The sequence below is a fragment of the uncultured Altibacter sp. genome, assembly GCF_963972995.1.
Taxonomy (GTDB): domain Bacteria; phylum Bacteroidota; class Bacteroidia; order Flavobacteriales; family Flavobacteriaceae; genus Altibacter.
On sequence record NZ_CAXAXI010000008.1, the window covers coordinates 36,594 to 61,011 of the forward strand.

The following is a 24,418-nucleotide window of genomic DNA, read 5'->3' on the forward strand; positions in this document are numbered from 1 at the left end:
AATTAGTTTGAACTGAAGTAGCCCTTCATGATCCCTCGTTTGGAATTCTTGATAAACTGAAGGATCTCATCCCGCTCGGGCGTTGCTTCCATCTCTGCTTCGATGATCTCTGCTGCCTGTGTATTATTATAGTTCTTTTGGTAGAGGATTCTGTAAATATTCTGTATCTCCCGAATCTTTTCAGGAGAAAAACCTCTTCGGCGTAAGCCAATAGAATTGATCCCTACATACGACAAAGGTTCCCGAGCTGCTTTTACATACGGTGGCACATCCTTTCGTACTAGCGACCCACCCGTAACGAAGGCGTGGTTCCCTATCATACAAAACTGATGTACCGCGGTCATTCCCGCCAACACTACGTAATCACCCACGGTAATATGTCCGGCGAGCGTACTATTGTTGGAGAAGATGCAATGATCCCCCACGATACAATCGTGAGCGACGTGGCAATACGCCATGATCCAGCAGTTCTTACCTATTACTGTCTTACCGCGATCTGAAGTACCTCTATTGATGGTCACATATTCACGAATGGTCGTTCCATCTCCTATCTCTGCGGTGGTATCCTCATCATTGAATTTAAGATCTTGTGGGATAGCCGAAATGACCGCTCCGGGAAAAATATTACAATTCTTTCCAATACGTGCTCCTTCCATGATGGTCACGTTGGAACCTATCCATGTGCCCTCACCTATCACAACATTGTTGTGAATGGTAGTAAATGGTTCAATGACCACGTTCTTTGCGATTTTGGCGCCCGGATGGACGTATGCTAACGGTTGATTCATTCTACGTTTTTTGTTTTGACAATTTGGGCCATAAGTTCGGCTTCAGTCACTAGTTTGTTATTGGCATACGCATTTCCTTGCATGTGCACGATTCCTCTTCTAATAGGCGTGATAAGTTCTAAATTGAAGATAAGTGTGTCTCCCGGATTTACTTGCTGCTTGAACTTTACATTGTTTATCTTCATAAAAAAGGTAAGATAGTTCTCCGGGTCGGGCACGGTACTCAATGCTAAAATTCCTCCGGTCTGCGCCATTGCTTCTACAATGAGCACACCGGGCATAACTGGCGCCCCGGGGAAATGCCCCACGAAGAAGGGCTCATTCATTGTAACATTCTTTAACCCCACTACATGCGTCTCTGATAGCTCCAAGATCTTATCCACCAACAAGAAAGGGGGACGGTGCGGTAACATTTCCATGATCTGGTTCACATCCTTCACGGGAGGAAGTGTCACATCGAACTGAGGTATCTTATTTCTGCTTTCTATCTTGATTAATTTAGAAAGCTTCTTTGCAAATTGGGTATTTACATGATGACCGGGCTTATTAGCAATTACTTTCCCGCGAATGCGTGTTCCAACTAAGGCAAGGTCTCCAATTACATCCAATAGCTTGTGACGGGCAGCCTCGTTGGGATAATGTAAAGTTAGGTTGTCCAGTATTCCATTAGGCTTTACAGATATCTTTTCTTTTCCGAAGGCCTCCCGCAATTTCTCCATGGTCTTTGGAGAAAGTTCTTTATCTACATAGACAATAGCATTGTTCAAATCGCCGCCTTTAATCAGTCCGTGCTCTAGTAGCATCTCAATCTCATGAAGGAAGCTAAAGGTACGCGCATCGGCAATCTCATCTTTGAATTCGGAGAGATGTTTCAGTGATGCATTCTGTGTTCCCAAGACCTTAGTACCAAAATCGACCATAGTCGTTACCTGATATTCATCGGCAGGAATCACTGTAATTTCGCTGCCTGTTTCTTCATCAAGATAGGAAATCACTTCTTTGACGATATATTCTTCCCGCGGAGCCTCTTGTTCTACGATCCCAGCTTCAGAGATGGCCTGCACAAAGAATTTGGAGGATCCGTCCATTATGGGAGGTTCAGAAGCATTCAACTCCATCAAGCAGTTGTCTACTTCCATGCCCACTAAGGCAGCGAGCACATGTTCGGACGTTTGGATCTTCACACCCAGCTTCTCTAAATTGGTTCCGCGTTGGGTATTGACCACATAATTCGCATCTGCCTCGATCACGGGGTTCCCTTCAAGATCCACCCGTACGAAAGCATACCCGTGATTCTCGGGAGCAGGTTTAAAAGTAATGGTCACTTCCTTCCCTGTGTGTAGTCCGACTCCTGTTAAGGATACCTCCTTACCAATCGTTCGCTGTTTTACCATGCAGTCAGTCATTGTTTATTTTTTTTTCAAAAGTATTAAATCGTTCGACAAATTTGGGAAGATTCTTGAAGTGTACATAACTTTTGTTGAAATCGCCGTAATTTAATGCGGGAGAGCCTTGTAAGGTCTCGTTATCCTTTACATTTCGTCCAATTCCGCTTTGCGCCTGTATTCGCACATTATCACCAATGGTAATATGCCCAACGATACCCACTTGGCCGCCAATCATACAATTACGACCAATCTTTGTTGACCCGGCAATGCCCGTTTGTGCGGCAATGACTGTATTCTCACCAATTTCTACATTATGGGCTATCTGTATTTGGTTATCCAGTTTGACCCCTTTTCGAATCACCGTAGATCCTAAGGTCGCACGGTCTATGGTAGTACCTGCTCCAATATCCACATTATCTTCCAATATCACGTTACCCGTTTGCGGTACTTTAGTGTACTCTCCTTTATCATTAGGTGTGAACCCAAAGCCGTCTGCTCCCAAGATCACACCGCTGTGTATTACACAATGATTTCCAACGATCGATTCAGAATAGATCTTAGCACCGGCAAAAACTACCACATTGTCCCCCAAAGTAACATTGTCTCCTATATATACATTAGGATAAATCTTCACGTTCTCCCCTATAGATACGTTCTCTCCAATATAGGCAAAGGCACCCACGTAAATATTTTCTCCGTAAGTAGCACTTTCAGAAATAAAAACCGGCTTCTCAATGCCCGTTTTATTCATCTTCACCTGATTGTAATATTCTAACAACTGTGAAAACGCTTTGTAAGCGTTCTCCACGCGGATCAATGTTGTTGAAATGGAATTTTCAGCAACGAAGCCCTTGTCCACTATGGTAATGGAAGCATCGGTAGAATAGATAAAATGTGTGTACTTAGGATTGGCTAGAAAGGTAAGACTTCCTTCGCTGCCTTCCTCAATCTTTGCAAGTTTCGAAACTTCTACGTCTTCATTTCCGTCAACTTCACCATTAAGAATTCCTGCGATTTGGGCTGCTGTAAATTTCATTTAACGAGTTGTTACTGTTCTTTGGCTGTGCTTTACGACATAAATCCTTCAAAATCAAAAATTAATAGCGCATTATTTTTGATACCCATGCAAAAATAGAAAAAAAGGATTAGTATTTCGGTTTTGGGTAGCACAGATAATATTTCACTACGGTTTTAGATAATGCTTTTAAGTTAAGTTGATCGCTGGCCTTAGCCACATCTACCACTTTCCCTGTTTTTGTAAGCAGGTAAATCGCATCTTTATCCATTCTATAAGCCAGATTCTCTATTTCCCCGTTAAAAACAAAATATTTGGCTTCAGCGTCACTCAAATTGTACTTTTCTTTTAATGCACTCCTCTTTTCTTGAATCTGTATTTCTGAAAAAGGTTTCTTTTTGATCTTGATCTTGAGTAGGTCTCTGTTTAAAAGCATTTCAGCTAAATTGCGGAGTACAAAATCGTCGTGGGTCATCCAGGATTTCATCGCCGAAACAATATCGTAATCGTCCAGTTTTGCAAAAGTGTCCAAGACTTCCTTTGAAAATTGAGCTTTATCGATAGGGTTCTTCAGAAAAAAGGACAAAGCTTCGCTGGCCGGTAATTGGTGACCCCTTTGTGTTAGTTCTTTCGCACGCTTAAGAAGATTCATTAACAATTGTTCTGCAACGATACCTGTTTTGTGTAAATAGACCTGCCAATACATAAAACGACGTGCAATGATGAATTTTTCAACCGAATAAACGCCCTTCTCTTCGACCACTAAGGTGTCCTTGTGAACATTCAGCATCGTAATAAGACGCTGAGAATTAACGGTTCCTTCTTGAACCCCTGTATAGAAGCTATCGCGACGCAAGTAATCCAATCGGTCCATATCTAACTGTCCAGAAATAAGCTGATGCAGGAATTTTCGGTCGTATTCATCCTTGAATATTCGTATCGCCAGCGTTAATCTGTTGTTAAAGTTTCGATTCAATTCCTCCATAAACAAGAGAGAAATATACTCGTGGCTTACATTTTCAACGATGCTGTGCTCCATAGCGTGGGAGAAAGGTCCGTGTCCAATATCGTGTAAGAGAATCGCAACACACAACGCCTCTTCTTCATCGTTTGAAATGGCAACACCCTTTTGCCGCAGGACTTGAACGGCCCGTTGCATAAGAAACATGGCGCCCAGTGCATGGTGAAAACGAGTATGGTGCGCCCCAGGATATACCAAATACGACATCCCCATTTGAGAAATTCGACGCAACCTTTGAAAATAGGTGTGCTCGATTAATTGAAAGACCAAGGTGTTAGGTATGGTAATAAAACCATAGATGGGGTCGTTTATAATTTTGAGTTTGCCTGTGGAATTCAAACTTTAACTTTTAATTAGTAATGAAACGCACTTCTGTGCGTGACTTTGGAATTAATTTTGAAAGGTACGTAGAGAATCTCTCAACAACGATTCCAATAATAAACAAATATACATATATGAGCGACATTAAAGTACTTTGGGTAGACGACGAAATTGATTTGCTAAAACCCCATATCATTTTTCTTGAAAATAAGAACTATAAGGTAACTACGGCACAAAGTGGTACCGAAGCGCTCGTTGAAATTAAGAATCAGAATTTTGACATCGTCTTTTTGGACGAGAACATGCCCGGACTTACCGGTTTGGAGACGTTAGCCGAGATCAAAGAATATCAGGCTGCCCTTCCCGTGGTAATGATCACAAAGAGCGAGGAAGAGTACATCATGGAAGAAGCCATTGGATCGAAGATCGCCGACTATCTTATCAAGCCGGTAAATCCCAATCAGATCCTTCTTAGTTTGAAGAAGAACTTGGATCATTCGCGCTTAATTTCAGAAAAGACCACTTCCAATTACCAACAAGAATTCCGTAAGATCGCCATGGATATGTCCATGATCAATACGTTTGAAGGTTGGGCCGAACTGTATCAAAAACTTGTGTATTGGGAATTAGAGTTGGAGAACATAGAAGATACCGGAATGTTTGAGATCTTGGAATCTCAGAAGATAGAGGCTAACAGCCAGTTCTGTAAATTCATCGACAAGCATTACCCGGCTTGGTTCGAGAGCGGCAATGATGCTCCTGTGATGTCGCACACCTTATTCAAAGAAAAGGTCGTCCCACAGCTAAAAGATCGACAACAGACCCTGTTTGTAGTCATTGACAACTTGCGCTACGACCAATGGAAGGCATTTGAACCCTTTTTAAAGAGTAGTTATAAGAAGACGCACGAAGAACTGTTCTACAGCATCCTTCCAACAGCGACACAATATGCCCGTAATGCCATTTTCAGCGGGTTAATGCCCAGCGAAATGGAAAAACTGCATCCGGATTATTGGCTCAACGATACCGAAGAAGGCGGCAAGAACATGTTCGAAGAGCAATTTCTAGAAGCACAGTTAAAACGCCTGGGGTTGCAAGTAAATTGGAGTTATCATAAAATTTCCAGTTTAAAACAAGGAAAGCGACTTGTGGAGAATTTTAAGACGCATAAGGATGAGGATCTTACGGTAGTCGTATATAATTTCGTGGATATGCTTTCGCACTCCAAAACGGAAATGGAAGTGATCAAAGAATTGGCTTCCAACGATAAATCCTACCGTTCGCTTACACAAAGTTGGTTTAAGAACTCTCCCCTCATGGAGATTATCCAGCAAGCAGCCCAATTAGGCTTTAAATTGATCCTTACCACCGATCATGGCACTATCAACGTGAAAAATCCTTCTAAAGTGATTGGTGATAAGAATACCAGCCTCAATTTACGCTATAAGACAGGTAAGAGTCTTACCTATGAAGATAAGGATGTATTGGCCGCCAGAGACCCTAAAAAGATACACTTGCCTACTATAAATATGAGTAGTTCATTCATTTTTGCAAAAGGTGATCTATTCTTTGCGTATCCCAATAATTACAATCATTACGTGAGTTATTATCGCAACACGTATCAGCACGGCGGTGTTTCTTTGGAAGAGATGATCATTCCCTTTGCCGTATTGGAACCTAAATAATTTGTAGGAATTTTCTTATTTAGATACAGATAATCGATATTTTTTGTTAATAATCGAGAAATTATTCTATATTTGCTCGCAATCTAGTGACATGCAGTTGACATATACTCTCCAAGACATTCCGGCAATAGCCGATCAACTCTTGTTGGCAGCCCCCACCAAGACCTTACTATTTTATGGAGATATGGGTGTAGGAAAAACTACGCTTATCAAGGCACTTGCAGAGCACTTAGGTGTGACTGATACAGTTACGAGCCCAACATTTTCTATTGTGAATGAATATATGCTGAAAGATGATATGTTATATCACTTCGATTTTTACCGAATCGAGAGCAATGAAGAAGCGATGGATATAGGAATAGAAGATTATTTTTATTCAGGTCATTGGAATTTTATTGAATGGCCAAATAAAATTGAAAAATTATTACCAAAGGACAGTACAAGCATACAACTAACAAAAAACCAAAACGGAAGTAGAACGTTAAAAATGATGCCGGTGAAATAAATTGCAACGAAATTTCATAGTAAACACAAGGATTCTTAATCATGCTCGCCCCAAATCGCAGTAGTTTTAAGCAGGACTTTTTTTGGCTTAAGGTTAACTTATAAAGATACGGCGAACATACTTGAAATACTTGTTTTTTTTCGTGCTAGGTTTGTATGATAAACCTCACAAAAACAAATATTATGAAATTAACAAAGTACTTTTTAATCGTTGCAATTTTCGGGGCTGGATTATTTATCTCTTGTACTCCGGAAAGCATAGAAGATGGACAAACACCACAACAAGTCGACAAAACACTTAAGCCCCTCCAAAACGGGTAAAAGATCATTAGTTGTAGGTGGGTTAATTGTATTACTAGTAGCAATTTCCCCCTTCTTATTTTATTCCTACAAAAGTTTCCCGGACACTCAAGTTTGGGAAACTTCTTTTTTTACAGCTACTACAAGTTTTCCTGATTGGTATTCGTTTGCTTGGTATTTTACTGGCAAAGCCATACCATTGTACCTTCTATTATTATGGTTCTTTACGTGTCGTCATTGGTGGCACTGGATCATCCTCGTTCCTATTGCCATGTATGCCTTCCAATTGTGGGGGGTAATCAATGAAAGTAATAATTTAGACGAACTGGAATTAGTTTACTTGGTACCGCTTATGCTTATTATTGTTCCTGCGGTTTATCTAATTCGCGCTAAGCTTTTTAATCAAGTAAGGGGTAATGACCTTAAATCATTTGAAGAAGATCTTATGGCAAAGAAATCCACCTTTGAACAAATCAAAGACCTATTTCGCTAATCGGTAAGTTTTACATTTTAAATTAAATATGTACCTTGGTACTACCAACCTGTAGCACCTATGGCCACATCCAATTCACCGTTCACCAAAGCCCAACTGCTTCCCCAAGAAGAGAAACTGGAAGTCTTCAAACAACAGGGAGAACTGTTTATCGGAATTCCGAAAGAAACCTACTTTCAAGAAAAACGCATTTGTTTAACACCCGATGCCGTAGGGGCCATCGTAAATAACGGACATCGCGTTCTGCTGGAAGCGTCTGCCGGAGACGAGGCCGGCTATTCCGATCAGCAGTACAGTGAAGCCGGTGCGAAAATTACCAAAGATCGAACGCAAGTGTTCGAATGTCCAATCATTCTCAAGGTGGAACCCCCCACCCTGGAAGAGATCGAACTCATCAAGCCTAAGACGGTGATCATTTCTGCCTTGCAACTAAAAACACAACAAAAAAAGTATTTTGATGCCTTGGCTAAAAAGAAGATCACGGCTTTGGCATTCGAATTCATAAAGGACGAAGACCACAGCTACCCCGTGGTTAAAGCTTTGAGTGAGATCGCAGGAACGGCATCGGTATTGGTGGCGGCAGAGATCATGGTCAATGCCAAAGCAGGGAATGGCTTGCTGTTCGGCAATATTAGCGGTGTGCCTCCCGTGGAAGTCGTGGTGATAGGCGCCGGCACGGTAGGTGAATTTGCGGTTCGGTCAGCTTTAGGGCTAGGAGCGAACGTAAAGGTTTTTGACAGCTCCATCACTAAATTGCGCAATCTGCAGTGCAATGTCGGCAGAACCCTGTATACCTCTACCCTACAACCTAAAAATCTTATGAAAGCCCTGCGTCGCTGTGATGTGGCGATTGGTGCAGTACGCGGAAAAGACCGTTCCCCTATCATTGTATCCAAGACCATGGTGGAGAATATGAAGAATGGCGCGGTGGTTATTGATGTGAGTGTGGATATGGGCGGCTGCTTTGAAACGACCGAAATGACCTCTCACAAAGAACCGACGCAAATTAAATACGGAGTGATACATTATGGGGTGCCCAACATTCCGGCACGTTATCCGAAAACAGCTTCTATTGCGATCAGTAATATTTTCACGCCCTACCTATTGGATATTGCCGAATGCGGCGGACTGGAAAATGCCATTCGATTTGACAGTGGTTTGCGAAATGGGTTGTATTTTTACCGCGGCATACTTACAAGTCAGTCGGTAGCCGAATGGTTCGATCTTTCCTACAGTGATATCAACCTACTTATATTTTAAACAAACATGAAATTAGCACATCGTATCGCCTATTATCTGGGAGGATTCAGTATTGGTATCGTTATTTTACTTTTTTTTCTAGGCGGAAAACGCGCTTCCTGTGATTACGGACCCAATGCCCGCACCTTAAAGAATATCAGGCTGAAAGAACGAACGATCTCAGATGCTGCCATTCGAACATTGCGTAATCATAGTATCGACACCGCTGTTGTTAGTGTCTTACTTCAAGAGGGGAATGTGCTTTTTTCTGAAAGCAATACGACGCTAGATTCCTGCAAACAGTACACGATTGAAGGAACTGTTAACTCAAAGGAATTGAAGATATTCGTGGAAAATTGTGAAAAAAAGGCCACTGTGCTTTCGGCAGAGGTACAAGAGGAACCCTAATTGGCAGACTGCTTCTTCTCCAGACTTTTAAGATAATAGGAAGGATAAATTCCAAACTTTTTATAAAATGCCCGTGAAAAGGATTCCCCTGTCTTAAAACCGCACTCGTTAGCGATCGCTTTTATGGTAAACTTTCTAAAGGTGGGGTTTGCCGCCAGTTCTTTAAAGGCATAGGTGACCCTTAGATCATTGATGTATTGCGTGAAATTCTTATCCTTCTCCAAATTGATCACTTGCGAAAGGTACTTAGAATTGGTATCAAACCGTTTGGCCAAGTACCCAAGGGATATCTTAGGTGAGAGGTATTCTCTTTTACGTTCAAAGTCTGAAAGATTGCTAAGAATATTTTCAATTAGTTCTCCTGAAGGTTTTGTTTGAACGCTCGACTCTCCCCTCTTATGATTTGTTCCATTCTCCGAATAGACAACCAACTTCTCAAATCTTCTTTTATAAATTAATTGCCTTTTGAAGTAATAAAAAAAACCGAGTGTACTAAAAAACAGCAATCCTACGATGGCCCATTTAGATGTATTGGCGGATTTGTTTTTAAGTTGGAGTTCATTAATTAACTCTTCTTTTTCTGCCAATAGTAAAGGAGTTTCATAATTTTTAATTAGTTGAGGATCGAAATATTGGTACTTTATTTTAAAAACACTATCTAAATAAATTAATTTAGTAAGATACTCTATTCTTTTCTCAGTGCTATCTGTACTCTCATAAAAACTTAAGAGTTTTTCATATAAAACTCTATCGAATGGTCTTAATAGTACTTCAGAATTATCTACTATCGAATCGGCAGATTTAAGAGATTCAATTCCTTTTAATATATTATCGAGTTCTAAGTTAGCCAACCCTTTAAATAAAAATAAATTGAATAATGTAAAATCATCATGTTCTTTAGCTTTGAGTATACTATCAGCCTGATTTAACGCCTTAGTGTAATTACGATCCCTATAATGCAATTCCAATTCTGTCAACTTTAACCAGTTTAAATGAGTATCTTTATTTACCCAATTATATTTATCCATTTTATCATAAACTCTTTTAAAGTATACTTTTACTGAATCTAATTTATTCAGATTCATGTAACAAAATATATAATTTTCTAGGGCAACTATCTCATCTTCTATGAATAACTGCTCGATATCAATATTTGCTCCCTTACGCGTTGCTTTTTTTATTTCATTCTTATAATTTTCACTTTGCAAAATGTTAAATCTTCTATGCTGAAGTTCAAGAGCGTCATTTTTATTACCCCAAATTGATTTTGCAAAGATTAAGAGGTCCATTATAAAAACTTGCTGTTGAATATTTTCTTGTTCAATAGCAATCTCATATGCCTTTAAATAAGCAGTAGTCGATTTTGTTAAATCTCCAAGTAAATAAAATTGATTTCCCTTAATAATATACCCCAACGCAGGATACGTTATATGTTTCATATCCTCAGTTAACGCAATGATACTGTCCGCAAACATGATGTTCTTCTCGTGATGAAAGATACGCGCCAGGCGATCGTAGCCGCGCGCCATTTTAATAGTGTCTTTTTCTTTTCGGGCTCTGTTTAAATAAGTGCGTGCAACGCGCTCCTGCGCAATCGAATCCCCATCCATTTCATTAAATAAAGCCAACAATTCCTCATCTCCCAATGACAGCAGGTTTTGCGGCAGCTTAGATTGTGCCTGTAGGGCAGAAAGACTTCCAAAAAAAAGGAGTATGTAGACAAGGTAGCGCATGAAAGAAATCACTTACGTTCTAAAGTTATAAAAAAATAACCTTGTACTCTTCTATTTGTGAACGATTGAAGAAATCCGGACGATGTAATTATAATTAACTGCCTGCCAATTATTTACGTCCGTGTGGTGTGGTCGTGATTCGTGAATAGAGACTGGCTATTCAAGAATGGCGTTTGTGTTGTGTTGCAATTGAAGGAAAAAACCTGAAAATTTACAGTGTTAATTTCATTTTATTTACCTCAGCTAAAGGCTTTTACTTGAGTAAACTGGGGAGTTGAAAAGTAAAAGCCCTTTAGTTGAATTTCAAGAGACAATACTCCCTATTAATTGTTTTCATAGTTGGTTAGTTTGATTTAAAAAGCACGATACGGTTCGTGCTTTTTACGAATACAGTGATCTACAACTACAATTTCCGTCGTTCCTTCTCGCGCTTTAGTAGCGTAAGTTCCCTGCTGGTTTGACCGGCAACCGAAGTATTCTCTTCGGCACGCCTTATTAAATAAGGCATAACGTCTTTTACCGGACCAAACGGTATGTACTTCGCTACATTATAGCCTTCCTTTGCAAGGTTAAAACTAATGTGATCACTCATCCCGTACAACTGTCCAAACCATATTCGGCCGTCGCTCTTGGACAAATTATTGGTCTCCATGGTCTCCATTGCCAAGTAGCTGCTCACTTCGTTGTGCGTGCCTAAGAACAGGGATATTTCACCTAAATGGTTTAAGATATAGTCGGTTACCGTATTGAAATTCTCATCGGTTGCGCTCTTACTGGCACAAATTGGGGTAGCATACCCTTTTTCTTCAGCACGGTCGTGTTCCTTTTCCATATACGCGCCGCGCACTACCTTAAAACCTAACAGAAAGCCTTTCGCCTTTGCGTGTTTATGAATCTCCTTTAGATACTCTAAACGGTCCCAGCGATAACACTGTAATGTATTGAAAACGATCGGTTTTTCCTTATTATAGGTTTCCATCATTTCTTCACACAATGCGTCGGCTGCTCCCTGCATCCAGGATTCTTCAGCATCAATCAACAATGCGATATCGCATTCTTGTGCCACTTTACAAACAGCGTGATATCGCTGCTTTATACGCTCCCATTCCCCCAATTCGGTTTCCGAAAGGGTATCGCCTTCGGTTACTTTTTGCCAGATCTTAAAACGACCCAGCCCTGTTGGTTTAAAAACAGAGAACGGCATAGCCGATTTGTTCTTGGCAAAGCGGGTTAATTCTATGATCTTTTCGAGGGTAGCATCAAATTGTTTCTCTTCTTCTTTCCCTTCTACGGAATAGTCCAACACCGAGGAAACACCGGCAGTTTCAAGGCTATCGACCGTAGACATACAATCTTTTTCATTCACCCCTCCGCAAAAATGATCGAATACCGTTGAGCGTATAAGACCTTCTACCGGAAGGTGCATGTTTAACGCCAGTTTGGTAGCAGCCGTTCCAATGCGAACCAAGGGTTCGTTAGCAATCATTTTAAAGAGGAAATAGGCGCGTTCTAATTCTGAATCACTTTTAAGAGCAAAGGCGGTTTCAGTATTATCAAAAAGGGATTTTGATACCATAAATTGAAAATAAAGTTCACAAATATAGTTAGATTTGGTGTCTATTTAAACAACAAAACGGGTTTCATGACGAATAAAATAATTCATAAAGAGCGCGGATCGATCTACGCCACTAACAACCTTTCCGCCTACCTCAAAAAAGTGCTGGACGACTTGAAACCTTCAAGCATCTTCATACTTACCGATACGAACACGCTTGCGTTTTGTTTACCCAAATTCCTGTCAGAAAATGATTATTTGGATCAGCCGGAAATACTTGTCATAGAAGCAGGTGAAGCCCACAAACACATTGATACTTGTGTTGCTTTGTGGGATGATCTATCCAATCGTGGCGCCGACAGAAAGAGCCTGCTCATCAATTTAGGGGGCGGCGTGGTGACAGATATTGGCGGATTCGTAGCGGCCACCTTTAAGAGAGGGATTGAGTTCGTACACGTGCCCACTTCCCTACTCGCTATGGTCGATGCTTCGGTAGGCGGTAAGAATGGTGTGGACCTAGGTGTCTTAAAAAACCAGATCGGTGTTATTAGGGAGCCATTGGCGGTCTTTATTGATCCTGGCTACTTGAATACTTTACCCAAAGAACAAATTACTTCGGGATATGCCGAAATGCTTAAGCATGGTCTAATTCATTCCGAAGAATACTGGACGAAGGTCCAAGGCTTCAATCCGAATCAACGTGAGGAAACAGCGCAGCTTATCTGGGATTCTGTACTGATAAAAAATACCATTGTGCTAAAGGATCCGCTGGAAAAGAACGAACGTAAGACCTTGAATTACGGTCATACATTGGGGCACGCCATTGAATCGTATTGTTTAGATGCTTCAGAAAGACCCGATTTGCTACACGGTGAGGCTATTGCCATTGGAATGATCTTGGCTACCTTTATTTCTTCGGAACTAGAAGGATTTCCTTCAGAAAAACTTTCAGAAGTGAGTCGTATTATTCTGAAACATTTTCCGAAGACAGCCTTCACAAAAAAAGACATTGAGAGCATCTTAGAGTTGCTTGTTTATGATAAAAAGAACAGTCACGGGAAGGTTTGTTTTGTACTTCTTACTAGCATTGGAAAGCACAAAATGCGCTGTGATGTTCCTAATGAGGTTATTTACAAAGCATTCGATTACTATAAAAATTTTTGAAAATTTACATTGAATTCATTTGTTGCTAACCATTTTTTAGTAGTTTTAAAACCCAAACCAACTTGTGACGTCAATGTATGAAACGCATTATTGTAGACTATAGAAAACTAACTCCTGAAATTCTCTCGCTGCTTGTAGAGAAATATCCCGACGGGTATGACGACGATCATGTGATTGTCTTCAAGAATGCGAAGAACGAAACCGTTGAAGCGGTCGAAGTCCGAACAGAGGATACTATATACCTCGTCAAGGTTAGCTCCCGATTGGAAACGACCATGGCTAATTTTGATGAAGAAGATTATGCCGAAGAAGATTTTACTGAACCAATCGTCGAAATCCCGGAAAAGAAAATCCTAGACGATGAAGAAGAATAAAAAAAAGAGGCGAACATCGCCTCTTTTTTATTGTATTGAATCGAAAGATTAGGCATGCTGTAATTCATGCTTTCCTTCTTTAATCTCCTCAATAAGTTTTGAGTTGAATGCGGGAAGGTCGTCCGGATTTCTACTCGTAACGAGAGCTTCATCCACAACCACTTCCTTATCTACCCAAAGCGCTCCGGCATTCTTTAAATCGTCTTTAATCGAACTGAAAGATGTCATCGTTCTACCTTTCACAACATCGGCACTAATTAGTACTTGCGGGCCGTGACAAATCGCTGCCACCGGTTTCTTCTGCTTGAAGAAATCTCTAACAAAAATTAAAGCATCTTCATTTCTACGTAACTTATCAGGATTGATGACCCCTCCAGGGAGCATAAGAGCGTGATAGTCTTTGGCTGATACCTCACTAAGTGTTTTATCTACTTTATATTCGTTGCTCCAATTTCCATCGGCCCAACCTTTAATGGTTCCACTTTCTTCACTTACGATGTCTACGGTAAATCCTTCATTTTCCATCGCCTCTTTTGGAGATTTCAACTCCGATTCTTCAAATCCGTTGGTCGCTAATATTGCAATTCTCTTTTCCATAATCTTTTTTTTAATTTTTATTACTAATTTTTCTATACCCAAGTATAGCAGTAATAACGGGCAATTCAAAAGATTTGATGCTAAGATTTGTTTAAAGTTAGTTAAGGAATTGATAATGCTCCGTGCGCATTTACAAATAGCGCTCTTGGATCACCTGTACGTGATGAACGGCATGTCCGGCAATGAGAAATCCGAGAGCTCTTACAGACACTTCCGCATTATTCGCTTTCCCTTTTTGCAGCAGCGCATCGTTAGAAAAACTCTTAAATAGAAGTACTGTGGACGTACGCACAGCGACGAACTCATCCAACAGATCATTCATAGTACGTCCATTAGCATGTGAGTTCGATGCAAATTCATTCTCGTCGAATCCCGGTAATTCGGTATTACGGGCTCTTGCAAAATGTAGCGCTCTGGAACAGAAGACACGTTCAGAATCTATAAGATGCAGCAGGATCTCTTTCGGGCTCCATTTACCGGATGCATACTGATACTCGTGTTTTATCGTGGGTATCTCTTCAAAAAACTCCTGAGTTTCTATCAATCCGCTTGTTAAGCCTTCCATAAGTGACTTTTCCCTAACACAGCGGATGTAATGCTCAAAATAAGGATGATATTCAGATGGCGAAAGTTCAACAGCCTTCATATCATTATTTTTTAATGTTCTGAAAGATCGAGTGCATTAAACGTTTTTTGTCATTAATGCTCTCTTCCAAAGAGATCATGGTCTCGGTACGCGTTACCCCCTCTATATCATCTATTTTATAGATAATCTCTTTCGCATGGCTGGTATCCTTGGCTCTAATCTTGCAGAAGATATTGAATTTTCCGGTGGTAACATGGGCCACAGTTACAAAAGGGATCTCGTTAATGCGTTCCAGGACGAATTGTGTTTGCGAGGTCTTGTTCAAGAACACACCTACGTAGGCGATAAAGGAATAGCCCAACTTCTCGTAATCTAAGGTAAGGGACGATCCAATAATGATCCCGGCTTCTTCCATCTTCTTCACTCGCACATGAACGGTTCCTGCAGAAATTTTATGTCGCTTCGCTATATCGGTAAAAGGAGTTCGCGTATTCTCAATGAGCATATCGAGAATTTGATGATCTGTTTCGTCTAATTTAAACTTTGCCATGACAGTAGGAGTTTATTACTATGGCAAAATTAATATGTTTTTAGTAGTCTAAGGTCAAATTTTCGGAATAAATAATACAGAATCATCTGTTTTATTAGAAATAATTGAAACCTGCTGTCCTACGTTGGTGTTTTGCTGAGAATTAACCAATACGGTACACCCTTCTCCATCTACCTCCCAATGTCCTCTGTAATTGGAAAGATTTCCAAGTTCATCGATGTACGGCATAAAATCGATCTGTTCATTTTTTAGTACTTCTGAAAATTGAATCCCAATATCCAACGGGTTCGCATTGTTGTTGAACCGAACATTTCGAATAATAACATCTTTGAATATGATTTGGTTTTCCGGAATAGTAAAATATTGATTCGTGTCTGAAGGGATTTCTGAAGCTCCGTGCAGCCCAAAAAGCTTCGAAAATGCCAAGAAAATAAATTTTCTAGTGATCTCACGTTCGTAATCATTTTGAAAATGACCGGCCTCAAAGAGAATGGTGGGCACTCCTGCCTGTTGAAACGCATCTCCAACACAATTTGCATTAAACGTATCGTCATATCGCCCCACCTGATGCGAAATGAAAGGCTGCAAGAAGGCATTCAGCCCTACGATCTTTTGCATGGCAACCTCACGCGCCGGAGTGACCGTACGTTTTGAGTCGGCTGCGGGGGCTAAAAATGATATGGTCGCCGGCTTACCCGTAGCTAACCCGTAGATTGTTCGTTGATCGTGTAAATTTAAACACAGGTGAGGTTGTATTTCATTAAAAAGCTCTCTTAGCACTCTACTTTCGGCCTGTGACTGTAGTACGGCGTCTCTATTGAGATCTACACCGTTTGCATTTTCACGTGTATATCGTTCGGCACCATCGGGGTTGAGTATAGGTAGGACATATAAAGTATACGTATGTAAAAAATGCGCAATCGCTTCTTGAAAGTCGTCTTTTTGGTCTATAAACCGAAATAAGTCGAAAAGTGCTTTGGTGGTTGTCGATTCATTACCGTGCATTTGTGACCATGCAAGAATGATTTTCGGACCTTGACCTATTTTAATAAGGGGAATCTTTTTACCCAATTCGGAACTTCCCGGATACGAAATTTCGAGTCGATTACCGTAACTGTTCAGTAACGGATTAATGTGCTTCAAACTAAGATATCTTCCTCTTAAACGGGATTCAAAATGGGCGGCATACCAAGTGGATACATTCATGCGGATTCTGTGTGATTACAAAGGTAAACAAAGCCTTGTTTACAATTGTAAACATAAAAAGATTGCTTGTTCGGGTACTTCTGTAAACAAAAACCACTGGCAAAAACACCCTTGTAAATAATAACAGGGATCTCAAACACTTTTAATTATCAATTTATTATATTTCAGTATTTTATATATTGTTATTTAAACTATTAATTATATATAGATATGAAATATTTACCTGTTTTATTGGTGTCTGAGATAAAATATTTTACATTTGTAAACGTTTTATAGCAAACGTACTTGTTACAATGGTAAACAGCAATGATTTTTCGAAAAGACTGGAAAAAATACTCGATTATTACGGGTTATCGGCTACTGCTTTTTCGGATGCGATCGACTTTAACAGGTCTACCATTTCGCACTTACTTTCGGGTAGGAACAAGCCCAGTTTGGATTTTGTGATGAAGGTGATCCAACAATTTCCTGAAGTGGAATTATACTGGCTATTAAACGGTAAAGGTACGTTCCCTTCTGAAAAAGAAAATAGTTCGATTCCTTCTGCCCCACCTTCACAGGAATCGGCTTCAGAAATTAGAGAAGCCACCAAGTCACTTTCTGTTACTGCTAAAAGTCCTTCAGAAACAAGTCCTGCTTCAGCAGCCATAGAACGAATAGTAATTTTTTATGAAGACGGTACTTTTAAGACCTACGAAAACTAACAATTCTCCTTAAAATTTCAGAAATTCGCATAAAATCTATAAAAATGCGCTTCTGCTATCTTTTTTCTATGCTGTTGCTTGTTAGTTGTTATGAGCCGGAAAGAAATTGCACCGACTTTAAAACAGGAACCTTTGAATTTGAGGCAGTTGTAGGTACTGAAGTACTTACGACCACCTTTGTACGAAACGATTCCATAGAAATTGATTATTTTAGAGGTAAGGCAGATACTTCCACTGTGCGTTGGATCAACGATTGCGAGTATATTGTTAAAAAGAAAAATCCGAAGAACCGCTCTGAAGAAAAAGCCATTCACATGAAGATCCTAACTACCGGTGCGAACGAATATCTCTTTGAATACAATGTTGTAGGAGAAGCGAGAAAACAAAAAGGAACCGCTAAAAAAGTAAAATAATGTTTGAAATCTTAAGCTCTCCGGATGCCTTGGTGGCATTATTAACTTTGACTTTCCTGGAAATTATTCTGGGGATCGACAACATCATTTTCATTTCGCTGGCAGCTAGTAAACTCCCGGCAAACCTTCAGAAAAAAGCCACCAACATAGGACTTTTTCTCGCCATGCTCATACGGGTCGTATTATTGTTTGGTATCTCGTGGCTTGTCGCTATGGAGGCCCCTTTTTGGAACATACATTTGTCGTGGATTGAAGCAGGTGTAAGCGGGCAAGGTCTTATTCTATTTATCGGGGGATTATTCCTCTTATACAAAAGTACAAGTGAGATCCATGAGAAGGTAGAGGATAAAGGACATGATGCACGGGTAGTGAAGAAAAGTCGAGCCACCTCCTTGAGCAAAGCGATCGTTCAAATAAGCTTGATAAACATTGTATTTTCATTCGACTCAATATTAACTGCGGTGGGTATGACCAACGGTATTAGTGACGATCCTAACGACGCACTTGTCATCATGGTGATTGCCGTAGTAATTTCCGTCCTCATCATGATGATCTTCGCAAACCCGGTAGGCCGTTTTGTGAACAAACATCCTACTGTTCAACTGCTGGGACTGGCCTTTTTGATTCTCATTGGATTTATGTTAATCGCAGAGGGAGCTCACCTATCCCATCTAGTTGTCTTTGGGAATGAAATTGGAGTGATACCAAAAGGATATCTGTACTTTACCATCGCATTCTCTTTGTTCATAGAGTTTCTCAACATGCGTTATCGCAAAACAACCAGCGAAATCGTTTCTACCTTACCTGAAGAAGAATTAGATAGCTAAACATTACAAGACATGGATAAACCCACAGCACGACGCAATGCATACTTAATGTTAATAACCGGATTGATTTTTTTAGGGTTTGGCATTTATTTTATTGTCGCCGATTTTAAGGCTCAAGCTCCCAATTGGTACTATTGGCTGGGATTAATAGTAGTTGGCGACCTCTTCTTGATTGCCGGTGTACGGCAATTAAAACGAACTGAAAAGTGATGAAAAAGTTTATGGGGCCGCTAGGTCATGAACTTTTAGTACTTAGTAAGCGGTTTGTAGAAAACTGCTTGTTCAAAATCCTAAATAACTCCTCTTTATTAATGGGTTTGGTGAGGTAATCACACATCCCCGATTCTCTACCGTTTCTAATAGCCTCTTTTGTGACATCTGCCGACAAACCTAGGACCACAAGGTCGTCTTGTATTTGAAGCAATTTCTTAGTGGTTTCAAAGCCATCCATTAAGGGCATATGGATATCCATAAAGATAAGGTCATACGTACCCTTTTTCACCTTTTCCACAGCTTCTAAGCCGCTTCCTACACTTTCCGACCGTATACCTACTTGCAGTAATATATTGTACAATATCATTCGGTTAATTCGATTGTCGTCAACGATAAGACTTTTTAAATGCGGTAGTTCCAAGGTTGTTTCATTGATAGCACTAGGCTCATCAGCACACACCGGAAAAGAGATCTCCACCGTGAAGCAACTTCCTTCACCTAATTTACTCGATACAAATAGCTTTCCTTCCAAGAGTTGAACCAATTCTTTAGTGATCGCTAATCCCAAACCGCCCCCTTCGTGACGCTTTCTGAAACCATTTTCAACTTGAACAAAGCGATCAAAAATGGAAGGCAGCTTCTCTTTGGGAATACCCACACCCGTATCGGAGACGGAATAGGATATGAACAACCGATCTTTCACGATGCTTTCGTTATAGTCAATCGTGATAGTACCAGCCTCGGTAAACTTTATAGCGTTGGTAAGTAAATTGGTGAAAATTTGATTGAACTTGGAGATATCCCCCAACACAGTGTGATGAGAACGCAATGAAAAATCTTTTATTACATCCAATGCTCTTTCCTGTAATTGAGGCTTATATGTGTTGATGATTTTCTGTAACTGATCGGCCGGTTTAAATCGATCTTCGGAAACTTCCATTTTTCCGGATTCGATTTTTTCCATATCCAAAATGTCATTTACGAGTACTAGAAGTGTTTGTGCCGAATTTCGCATTAATTTCAAGTATACGCGTTCCTTCTTCAGCAAGTCCTTTGTTTGAAGAATATCGGCGAAACCTAAAATGGCATTTAAGGGTGTTCGTATTTCGTGGCTCATATTTGAGAGAAAATCCGATTTTGCCGACGAGGCTTTCTGAGCTTCTTGTTTTTGTTTCTCCAGCTCTGTATTTAACTGTGAAAGCGTCGTATTAATCGTTACTTGGTGCGCTTTAGTATGCCTGGATTTCAGAAAAAGAAAAACGAGTAAACTAATGACAAAGGAGAGTAGAAAGCCAAAGAAAAGTCCGATAAGTTGAATCAATTCACGTTCTTTATAGATCTCATTGTCATGGTACAATAATTGGAACGACCAGTTCTTTCCGGAAACACCAATAGGCTTCATTCCTGTCTCAAATTGACGTTCATCCGGAAAATCTCCAGGATTTGGGTCGTTGAAGGAATAGAACGCTGTGCCATTTTGATCTGTGATTAAAATTGAATGGTCCTTTAATGATTCACTGATCTCATCAAACTGTGCGCTAAAATCCATTCCCGCCGTAACTGTACCAAAGAATTCGCCTTCAATGTAAATAGGCACATCCACTAAAAATGCCTCCCCTTTTTGAGTCAAGGGAATCCAAGGTGTCATATTGGTGCGATCATTCCTACTATTGGCGATCCATTCTGAATAGCGATACGCTAATGGCTTAATATCTAATAATAAAGCTTTCTCGTTGGATTTCAGAGGAACAATTTGACGAATAATCCCTTCACTATCAATAAATTCGATGAACCGAAACGATGGATGTTGTAATATGATTCGATTGGCGTCCGATTCGAAGTATTTCATGAATGCTCCATCACTCTCCTCTATCCGATCCTTCAAATTCTCTAAGGAATTTATGTTATTTCGAACGGTTCGCTCAAAATCTTGTACAGATAATCGTCCTACGGTCTGGATCTGGGCTTTATATTCTTTATCTAGTTGTTGCTTTGCTTTTCCGTAGATGACTAAACAGGTAATGCCAATAGTGAGCATAATACCAAAGGAAAACCAATAGTAACGTTTGGGGATAGTAACCATTCTTTTAAGACAACCTATAAAAGATTGTGTGTGTTTTTGTTAGAGTCAGCTATTTAAGAATTATCCTACAAACCTACAAGAATTATTATAACTTTTTAGCCCGATTCTCCAGAATTGTGTTTTGATGTTCTATAAGACGTTCAATATTTGATAGCAGTTCTATATCCTTGGGTGTAGGCACTTCTTTATTCTTTGGGTCTTGCGATCTATTCTTGAAGCGGTTAATGAACTTGATGACAACGAAAATTGTAAAGGCGATGATTGTAAAGTCAATCAATACCTCTATCAACTCACCATAACCTATGGCCACTTCTTCGGCTGTATCTGTCCCTTCTCGTAAGACATGTTTTCTATTCGCAAGATTTACGTCATCTGTAAGTAATGAGAGAGGTGGCATCACTACTTTTTTTACCAAGGTATTAACAACATTATTGAAAGCAGTACCTATAATAATACCTACTGCCATATCGATCATGTTGCCTTTAATGGCGAAATCTTTAAACTCTCTAATAAAACTTCTCATGGATTGTAACTAGAATAATAGGGTTTGACCTTCTTCATCGGTAGGAGGTTCTTTTTCTTTTTCTTCTGAAGTATTTTCAGGAACAACAGCTTCTTCATCAACAACTTCCATATCTTCTGTAGGAACCGGCTTTGGCGGGTCGTACGGCAACGGTGACAATGCGTTGATCTCAAGCACCTTATCCTTAGTCAACTGATTCCCCATAGCAGTAATTCCTTTTACTGCGATAAATTCTTCCAAATTCACCTCTGCATTATCCTTTCGCTCCTTGCCACGTTCTTTGATAAAAACAACCTCAGCTACCGGACGATGGTCGGTAAAAACACGTTCCAGATAGGACTTAGGATGGTCTGTGATGATCAATTCTTCTTTATCCTCATTCTCTATCAAGAAACGTTTTACATAGAACAATTCCTTTTCACCTTCCCAATAGATCACCGAAATGGGCTTGTTGGGTTCCCATTTCTCCAAAACGATCATATCATCATCAAAACGAAGCGTTAGCTCGGGGATGACGGTCTTTACGATGCCCTTCTGGTTAATGATTAGCAAACGATCTTCCTTTTTAAATTCACCCAACAATTCACCGCGTTCGTCCACATTGAGACGTTGTACGGTGTCATCGAACCATATCTTTCTGGGTTTAAGGGTAGATAGTCCCTTTTCTTTAAGCTCTATGCGCTTTACAGCGTATTTTGTTACAATATTGCCTTTAGAAGCCCGTCCTTTCACCAACTGATCGGCGAAATCAAGATCGAACTTAAGTTTCTTGATACTTCCCGTTTGCCGAAGCAGGACTGTGACAACTTCGGCCTCCCCATTGGGATTTGCTGTAAAGTAAAGCACTTTTGAGCCGGAAGTTCCCGCCGTGAGATCGTATTCTTTATCCCGTGTTATAGACGTCACTGCGAAGCGTTTTACATAGGTTGCGCCACGCGGACCATCCTTGTAAATCATGTTGTAGATAGTACGTTTGTCTTTTTTCTTGAAGACGGCAACATGTAGGATATTCTTTCCAACAAAGGTCTTTGCGTCCACCTTGGTAACCATCATCGTCCCGTTTTCGGTAAAAACAATAATATCGTCAATATCGCTGCAATCAGTTACATACTCGTCTCGCTTGAGGCTGGTTCCTACAAATCCTTCTTCCCTATTAACATATAGTTTTGTGTTGCGGATCACCACTTTGGTTGCTTCAATATCATCGAACACGCGTATCTCTGCTTTACGCTCTTTGCCTTCGCCGTAGTCTTTCTTGAGCCGCTTAAAATAATCGATGGCGTACTCAACTAAATGTTGAAGGTGATGCTTCACTTCGACGATCTGATCTTCCAGCGCATCAATCTTTTGCTGTGCTTTATCAATATCGAACTTTGAAATGCGCTTAATGCGAATTTCCGTAAGTCGAACGATATCCTCTTCCGTAATGGCTCGCTTTAAATGTTTAATATGAGGTTGCAGACCTTTGTCGATCGCTTGAATCACTCCCTCCCAGGTTTCTTCTTCTTCAATATCACGATAGATCCTGTTTTCAATGAAGATACGCTCCAAAGATGCGAAGTGCCATTGTTCTTCAAGCTCTTCCAACTGTATCTCTAATTCGCTCTTAAGGAGTTGCACGGTGCGGTCGGTCGAACGACGAAGCATTTCAGATACACCAATAAACAGTGGCTTATTCTCTTCGATCACACAACCCAAAGGTGAGATAGAGGTCTCACAAGCTGTAAAGGCATACAGGGCATCAATGGTCTTATCGGGTGAGATTCCCCCGGGCAGATGGATCATGATCTCTACTTCAGCTGCGGTGTTATCTTCAATACGTTTGATCTTTATTTTCCCTTTTTCGTTGGCTTTAAGGATGGATTCTATTAAAGAAGTAGTTGTCGTGCCAAAGGGTATCTCACGCACTACCAGTGTGTTCTTGTCATGCTGTAAGATACGAGCACGGCTCCTCACCTTTCCTCCACGCAGTCCATCATTATAACCGGTAGCATCCATGATTCCGCCGGTGGGAAAATCGGGTAATAGGGTAAATCGTTTGCCTTGTAAATGCTTGATGGAAGCATCGATTAATTCTATAAAATTATGCGGAAGAATCTTTGTAGACAGACCTACAGCAATACCTTCGGCTCCTTGTGCCAGTAACAACGGAAACATGACCGGAAGGTTTATAGGTTCCTTCTTTCGACCGTCATAAGAGGCTTGCCAAGAAGTGATCTTTGGGTTATATACTACGTCCAATGCAAATTTGGACAAGCGTGCTTCTATATACCTCGATGCAGCTGCCCGGTCACCGGTTAGGATATTTCCCCAATTCCCTTGGGTGTCGATTAGCAGGTCCTTCTGACCTATTTGCACCATGGCGTCGGCGATACTCGCATCTCCATGGGGGTGGTATTGCATGGTATGCCCTACAATATTGGCTACTTTGTTATATCTACCGTCGTCCAAATCCTTCATGGAATGCATGATCCGTCTTTGTACAGGCTTAAAACCATCCTCAATGGCAGGTACGGCTCGCTCCAAGATCACATAGCTTGCATAATCCAAGAACCAATCGCGATACATTCCGGTTACTTTGGTAATGGTATCGCCACTGGTATCTTCGTGTTCTCCCAAGTAATCGGGGCCGGTATTCTTTGCTTCTTCGTTATTTTCTAACTCTTCGCTCATTAAAATTTAATCCCTTTAATAAAATAAAATGCTCGTGCCATCTATACAACAATGT

General features: G+C 40.4%; 24 protein-coding genes. 11 read left to right on the forward strand and 13 right to left on the reverse strand.

What is annotated here, in order from left to right; translation table 11 throughout:
- Positions 1 to 2: 2 nt before the first annotated feature.
- From lpxA to AACZ11_RS04970, 4 genes are all read right to left on the reverse strand, one after another.
- On the reverse strand, positions 3 to 788 hold the full coding sequence (lpxA, locus tag AACZ11_RS04955; protein ID WP_034258391.1) for an acyl-ACP--UDP-N-acetylglucosamine O-acyltransferase: 786 nt from the start codon (positions 786 to 788) through the stop codon (positions 3 to 5).
- Positions 785 to 2,194 (reverse strand): bifunctional UDP-3-O-[3-hydroxymyristoyl] N-acetylglucosamine deacetylase/3-hydroxyacyl-ACP dehydratase, encoded by a 1,410-nt coding sequence (locus tag AACZ11_RS04960; protein ID WP_290627303.1) that lies wholly within the window; start codon positions 2,192 to 2,194, stop codon positions 785 to 787. The genes lpxA and AACZ11_RS04960 overlap by 4 nt, the downstream gene beginning before the upstream one ends.
- Positions 2,187 to 3,212 (reverse strand): UDP-3-O-(3-hydroxymyristoyl)glucosamine N-acyltransferase, encoded by a 1,026-nt coding sequence (gene lpxD, locus AACZ11_RS04965; RefSeq protein ID WP_290627301.1) that lies wholly within the window; start codon positions 3,210 to 3,212, stop codon positions 2,187 to 2,189. Before lpxD ends, AACZ11_RS04960 begins: the two co-directional genes overlap by 8 nt.
- Before the next feature lie 109 nt (positions 3,213 to 3,321).
- Positions 3,322 to 4,551 carry an HD domain-containing protein gene (locus tag AACZ11_RS04970; RefSeq protein ID WP_290627299.1) on the reverse strand — a complete coding sequence of 410 codons (1,230 nt, stop codon included), beginning with the start codon at positions 4,549 to 4,551 and terminating at the stop codon, positions 3,322 to 3,324.
- A 116-nt stretch (positions 4,552 to 4,667) separates the two neighbouring features.
- On the opposite strand from AACZ11_RS04970, the gene AACZ11_RS04975 reads away from it, so the two are divergent.
- From AACZ11_RS04975 to AACZ11_RS04995, 5 genes are all read left to right on the forward strand, one after another.
- A complete protein-coding gene (locus AACZ11_RS04975; protein ID WP_290627297.1) occupies positions 4,668 to 6,218 on the forward strand; it encodes a bifunctional response regulator/alkaline phosphatase family protein in 1,551 nt (516 codons plus the stop codon).
- Between the two features lie 91 nt (positions 6,219 to 6,309).
- Positions 6,310 to 6,723: a tRNA (adenosine(37)-N6)-threonylcarbamoyltransferase complex ATPase subunit type 1 TsaE gene (tsaE, locus tag AACZ11_RS04980; RefSeq protein WP_290627295.1), complete on the forward strand. Its 414-nt coding sequence runs from the start codon at positions 6,310 to 6,312 to the stop codon at positions 6,721 to 6,723.
- Positions 6,724 to 6,987: 264 nt separating this feature from the next.
- Positions 6,988 to 7,515 carry a hypothetical protein gene (locus AACZ11_RS04985; RefSeq protein WP_290627293.1) on the forward strand — a complete coding sequence of 176 codons (528 nt, stop codon included), beginning with the start codon at positions 6,988 to 6,990 and terminating at the stop codon, positions 7,513 to 7,515.
- A 60-nt stretch (positions 7,516 to 7,575) separates the two neighbouring features.
- Positions 7,576 to 8,775 (forward strand): alanine dehydrogenase, encoded by a 1,200-nt coding sequence (locus AACZ11_RS04990; RefSeq protein ID WP_290627291.1) that lies wholly within the window; start codon positions 7,576 to 7,578, stop codon positions 8,773 to 8,775.
- 6 nt (positions 8,776 to 8,781) lie between these two features.
- Positions 8,782 to 9,162 (forward strand): hypothetical protein, encoded by a 381-nt coding sequence (locus tag AACZ11_RS04995; RefSeq protein ID WP_290627289.1) that lies wholly within the window; start codon positions 8,782 to 8,784, stop codon positions 9,160 to 9,162.
- Here the strand turns inward: AACZ11_RS04995 and AACZ11_RS05000 are convergent.
- Entirely contained in the window at positions 9,159 to 10,895 is a 1,737-nt protein-coding gene (locus tag AACZ11_RS05000; protein WP_290627287.1) for a helix-turn-helix domain-containing protein, read from the reverse strand. The two genes, AACZ11_RS04995 and AACZ11_RS05000, sit on opposite strands and share 4 nt — an antisense overlap.
- Positions 10,896 to 11,298: 403 nt before the next feature.
- Positions 11,299 to 12,471 (reverse strand): proline dehydrogenase family protein, encoded by a 1,173-nt coding sequence (locus AACZ11_RS05005; protein WP_290627285.1) that lies wholly within the window; start codon positions 12,469 to 12,471, stop codon positions 11,299 to 11,301.
- A 66-nt stretch (positions 12,472 to 12,537) separates the two neighbouring features.
- On the opposite strand from AACZ11_RS05005, the gene aroB reads away from it, so the two are divergent.
- Both aroB and AACZ11_RS05015 read left to right on the forward strand, forming a co-directional pair.
- A complete protein-coding gene (gene aroB / locus AACZ11_RS05010) occupies positions 12,538 to 13,614 on the forward strand; it encodes a 3-dehydroquinate synthase (protein WP_290627283.1) in 1,077 nt (358 codons plus the stop codon).
- 77 nt (positions 13,615 to 13,691) lie between these two features.
- Entirely contained in the window at positions 13,692 to 13,988 is a 297-nt protein-coding gene (locus AACZ11_RS05015; RefSeq protein WP_290627281.1) for a hypothetical protein, read from the forward strand.
- Between the two features lie 48 nt (positions 13,989 to 14,036).
- Here AACZ11_RS05015 and AACZ11_RS05020 read toward each other — a convergent pair whose 3' ends face one another.
- From AACZ11_RS05020 to AACZ11_RS05035, 4 genes are all read right to left on the reverse strand, one after another.
- Positions 14,037 to 14,585, reverse strand: coding sequence for a type 1 glutamine amidotransferase domain-containing protein (locus AACZ11_RS05020; protein ID WP_290627279.1), 549 nt, complete (start codon positions 14,583 to 14,585; stop codon positions 14,037 to 14,039).
- Positions 14,586 to 14,715: 130 nt separating this feature from the next.
- On the reverse strand, positions 14,716 to 15,231 hold the full coding sequence (locus AACZ11_RS05025; protein ID WP_290627277.1) for a DinB family protein: 516 nt from the start codon (positions 15,229 to 15,231) through the stop codon (positions 14,716 to 14,718).
- A 4-nt stretch (positions 15,232 to 15,235) separates the two neighbouring features.
- Positions 15,236 to 15,721, reverse strand: coding sequence for a winged helix-turn-helix transcriptional regulator (locus AACZ11_RS05030; protein ID WP_290627275.1), 486 nt, complete (start codon positions 15,719 to 15,721; stop codon positions 15,236 to 15,238).
- 54 nt (positions 15,722 to 15,775) lie between these two features.
- Positions 15,776 to 16,927, reverse strand: a complete 1,152-nt coding sequence (locus AACZ11_RS05035; protein WP_290627273.1) for a M14 family zinc carboxypeptidase — start codon at positions 16,925 to 16,927, stop codon at positions 15,776 to 15,778.
- Between the two features lie 293 nt (positions 16,928 to 17,220).
- Between AACZ11_RS05035 and AACZ11_RS05040 the strand changes: the two genes are divergently transcribed.
- From AACZ11_RS05040 to AACZ11_RS05055, 4 genes are read left to right on the forward strand one after another with little or no spacing between them, the layout of a single operon-like run.
- On the forward strand, positions 17,221 to 17,631 hold the full coding sequence (locus AACZ11_RS05040; protein WP_290627271.1) for a helix-turn-helix transcriptional regulator: 411 nt from the start codon (positions 17,221 to 17,223) through the stop codon (positions 17,629 to 17,631).
- Positions 17,632 to 17,675: 44 nt separating this feature from the next.
- Positions 17,676 to 18,044 carry a DNA topoisomerase IV gene (locus AACZ11_RS05045; protein WP_290627269.1) on the forward strand — a complete coding sequence of 123 codons (369 nt, stop codon included), beginning with the start codon at positions 17,676 to 17,678 and terminating at the stop codon, positions 18,042 to 18,044.
- Positions 18,044 to 18,871, forward strand: a complete 828-nt coding sequence (locus AACZ11_RS05050; protein WP_290627267.1) for a TerC family protein — start codon at positions 18,044 to 18,046, stop codon at positions 18,869 to 18,871. Before AACZ11_RS05045 ends, AACZ11_RS05050 begins: the two co-directional genes overlap by 1 nt.
- Before the next feature lie 12 nt (positions 18,872 to 18,883).
- Positions 18,884 to 19,081, forward strand: coding sequence for a hypothetical protein (locus AACZ11_RS05055; RefSeq protein WP_290627265.1), 198 nt, complete (start codon positions 18,884 to 18,886; stop codon positions 19,079 to 19,081).
- A gap of 25 nt (positions 19,082 to 19,106) precedes the next feature.
- Here AACZ11_RS05055 and AACZ11_RS05060 read toward each other — a convergent pair whose 3' ends face one another.
- The 3 genes from AACZ11_RS05060 to AACZ11_RS05070 form a co-directional block, all read right to left on the reverse strand.
- Entirely contained in the window at positions 19,107 to 21,167 is a 2,061-nt protein-coding gene (locus AACZ11_RS05060; RefSeq protein ID WP_290627263.1) for an ATP-binding protein, read from the reverse strand.
- Between the two features lie 85 nt (positions 21,168 to 21,252).
- Positions 21,253 to 21,690 (reverse strand): large-conductance mechanosensitive channel protein MscL, encoded by a 438-nt coding sequence (gene mscL / locus AACZ11_RS05065; RefSeq protein ID WP_290627261.1) that lies wholly within the window; start codon positions 21,688 to 21,690, stop codon positions 21,253 to 21,255.
- A 9-nt stretch (positions 21,691 to 21,699) separates the two neighbouring features.
- Positions 21,700 to 24,363: a DNA gyrase/topoisomerase IV subunit A gene (locus AACZ11_RS05070; protein ID WP_290627260.1), complete on the reverse strand. Its 2,664-nt coding sequence runs from the start codon at positions 24,361 to 24,363 to the stop codon at positions 21,700 to 21,702.
- Positions 24,364 to 24,418 lie beyond the last annotated feature (55 nt).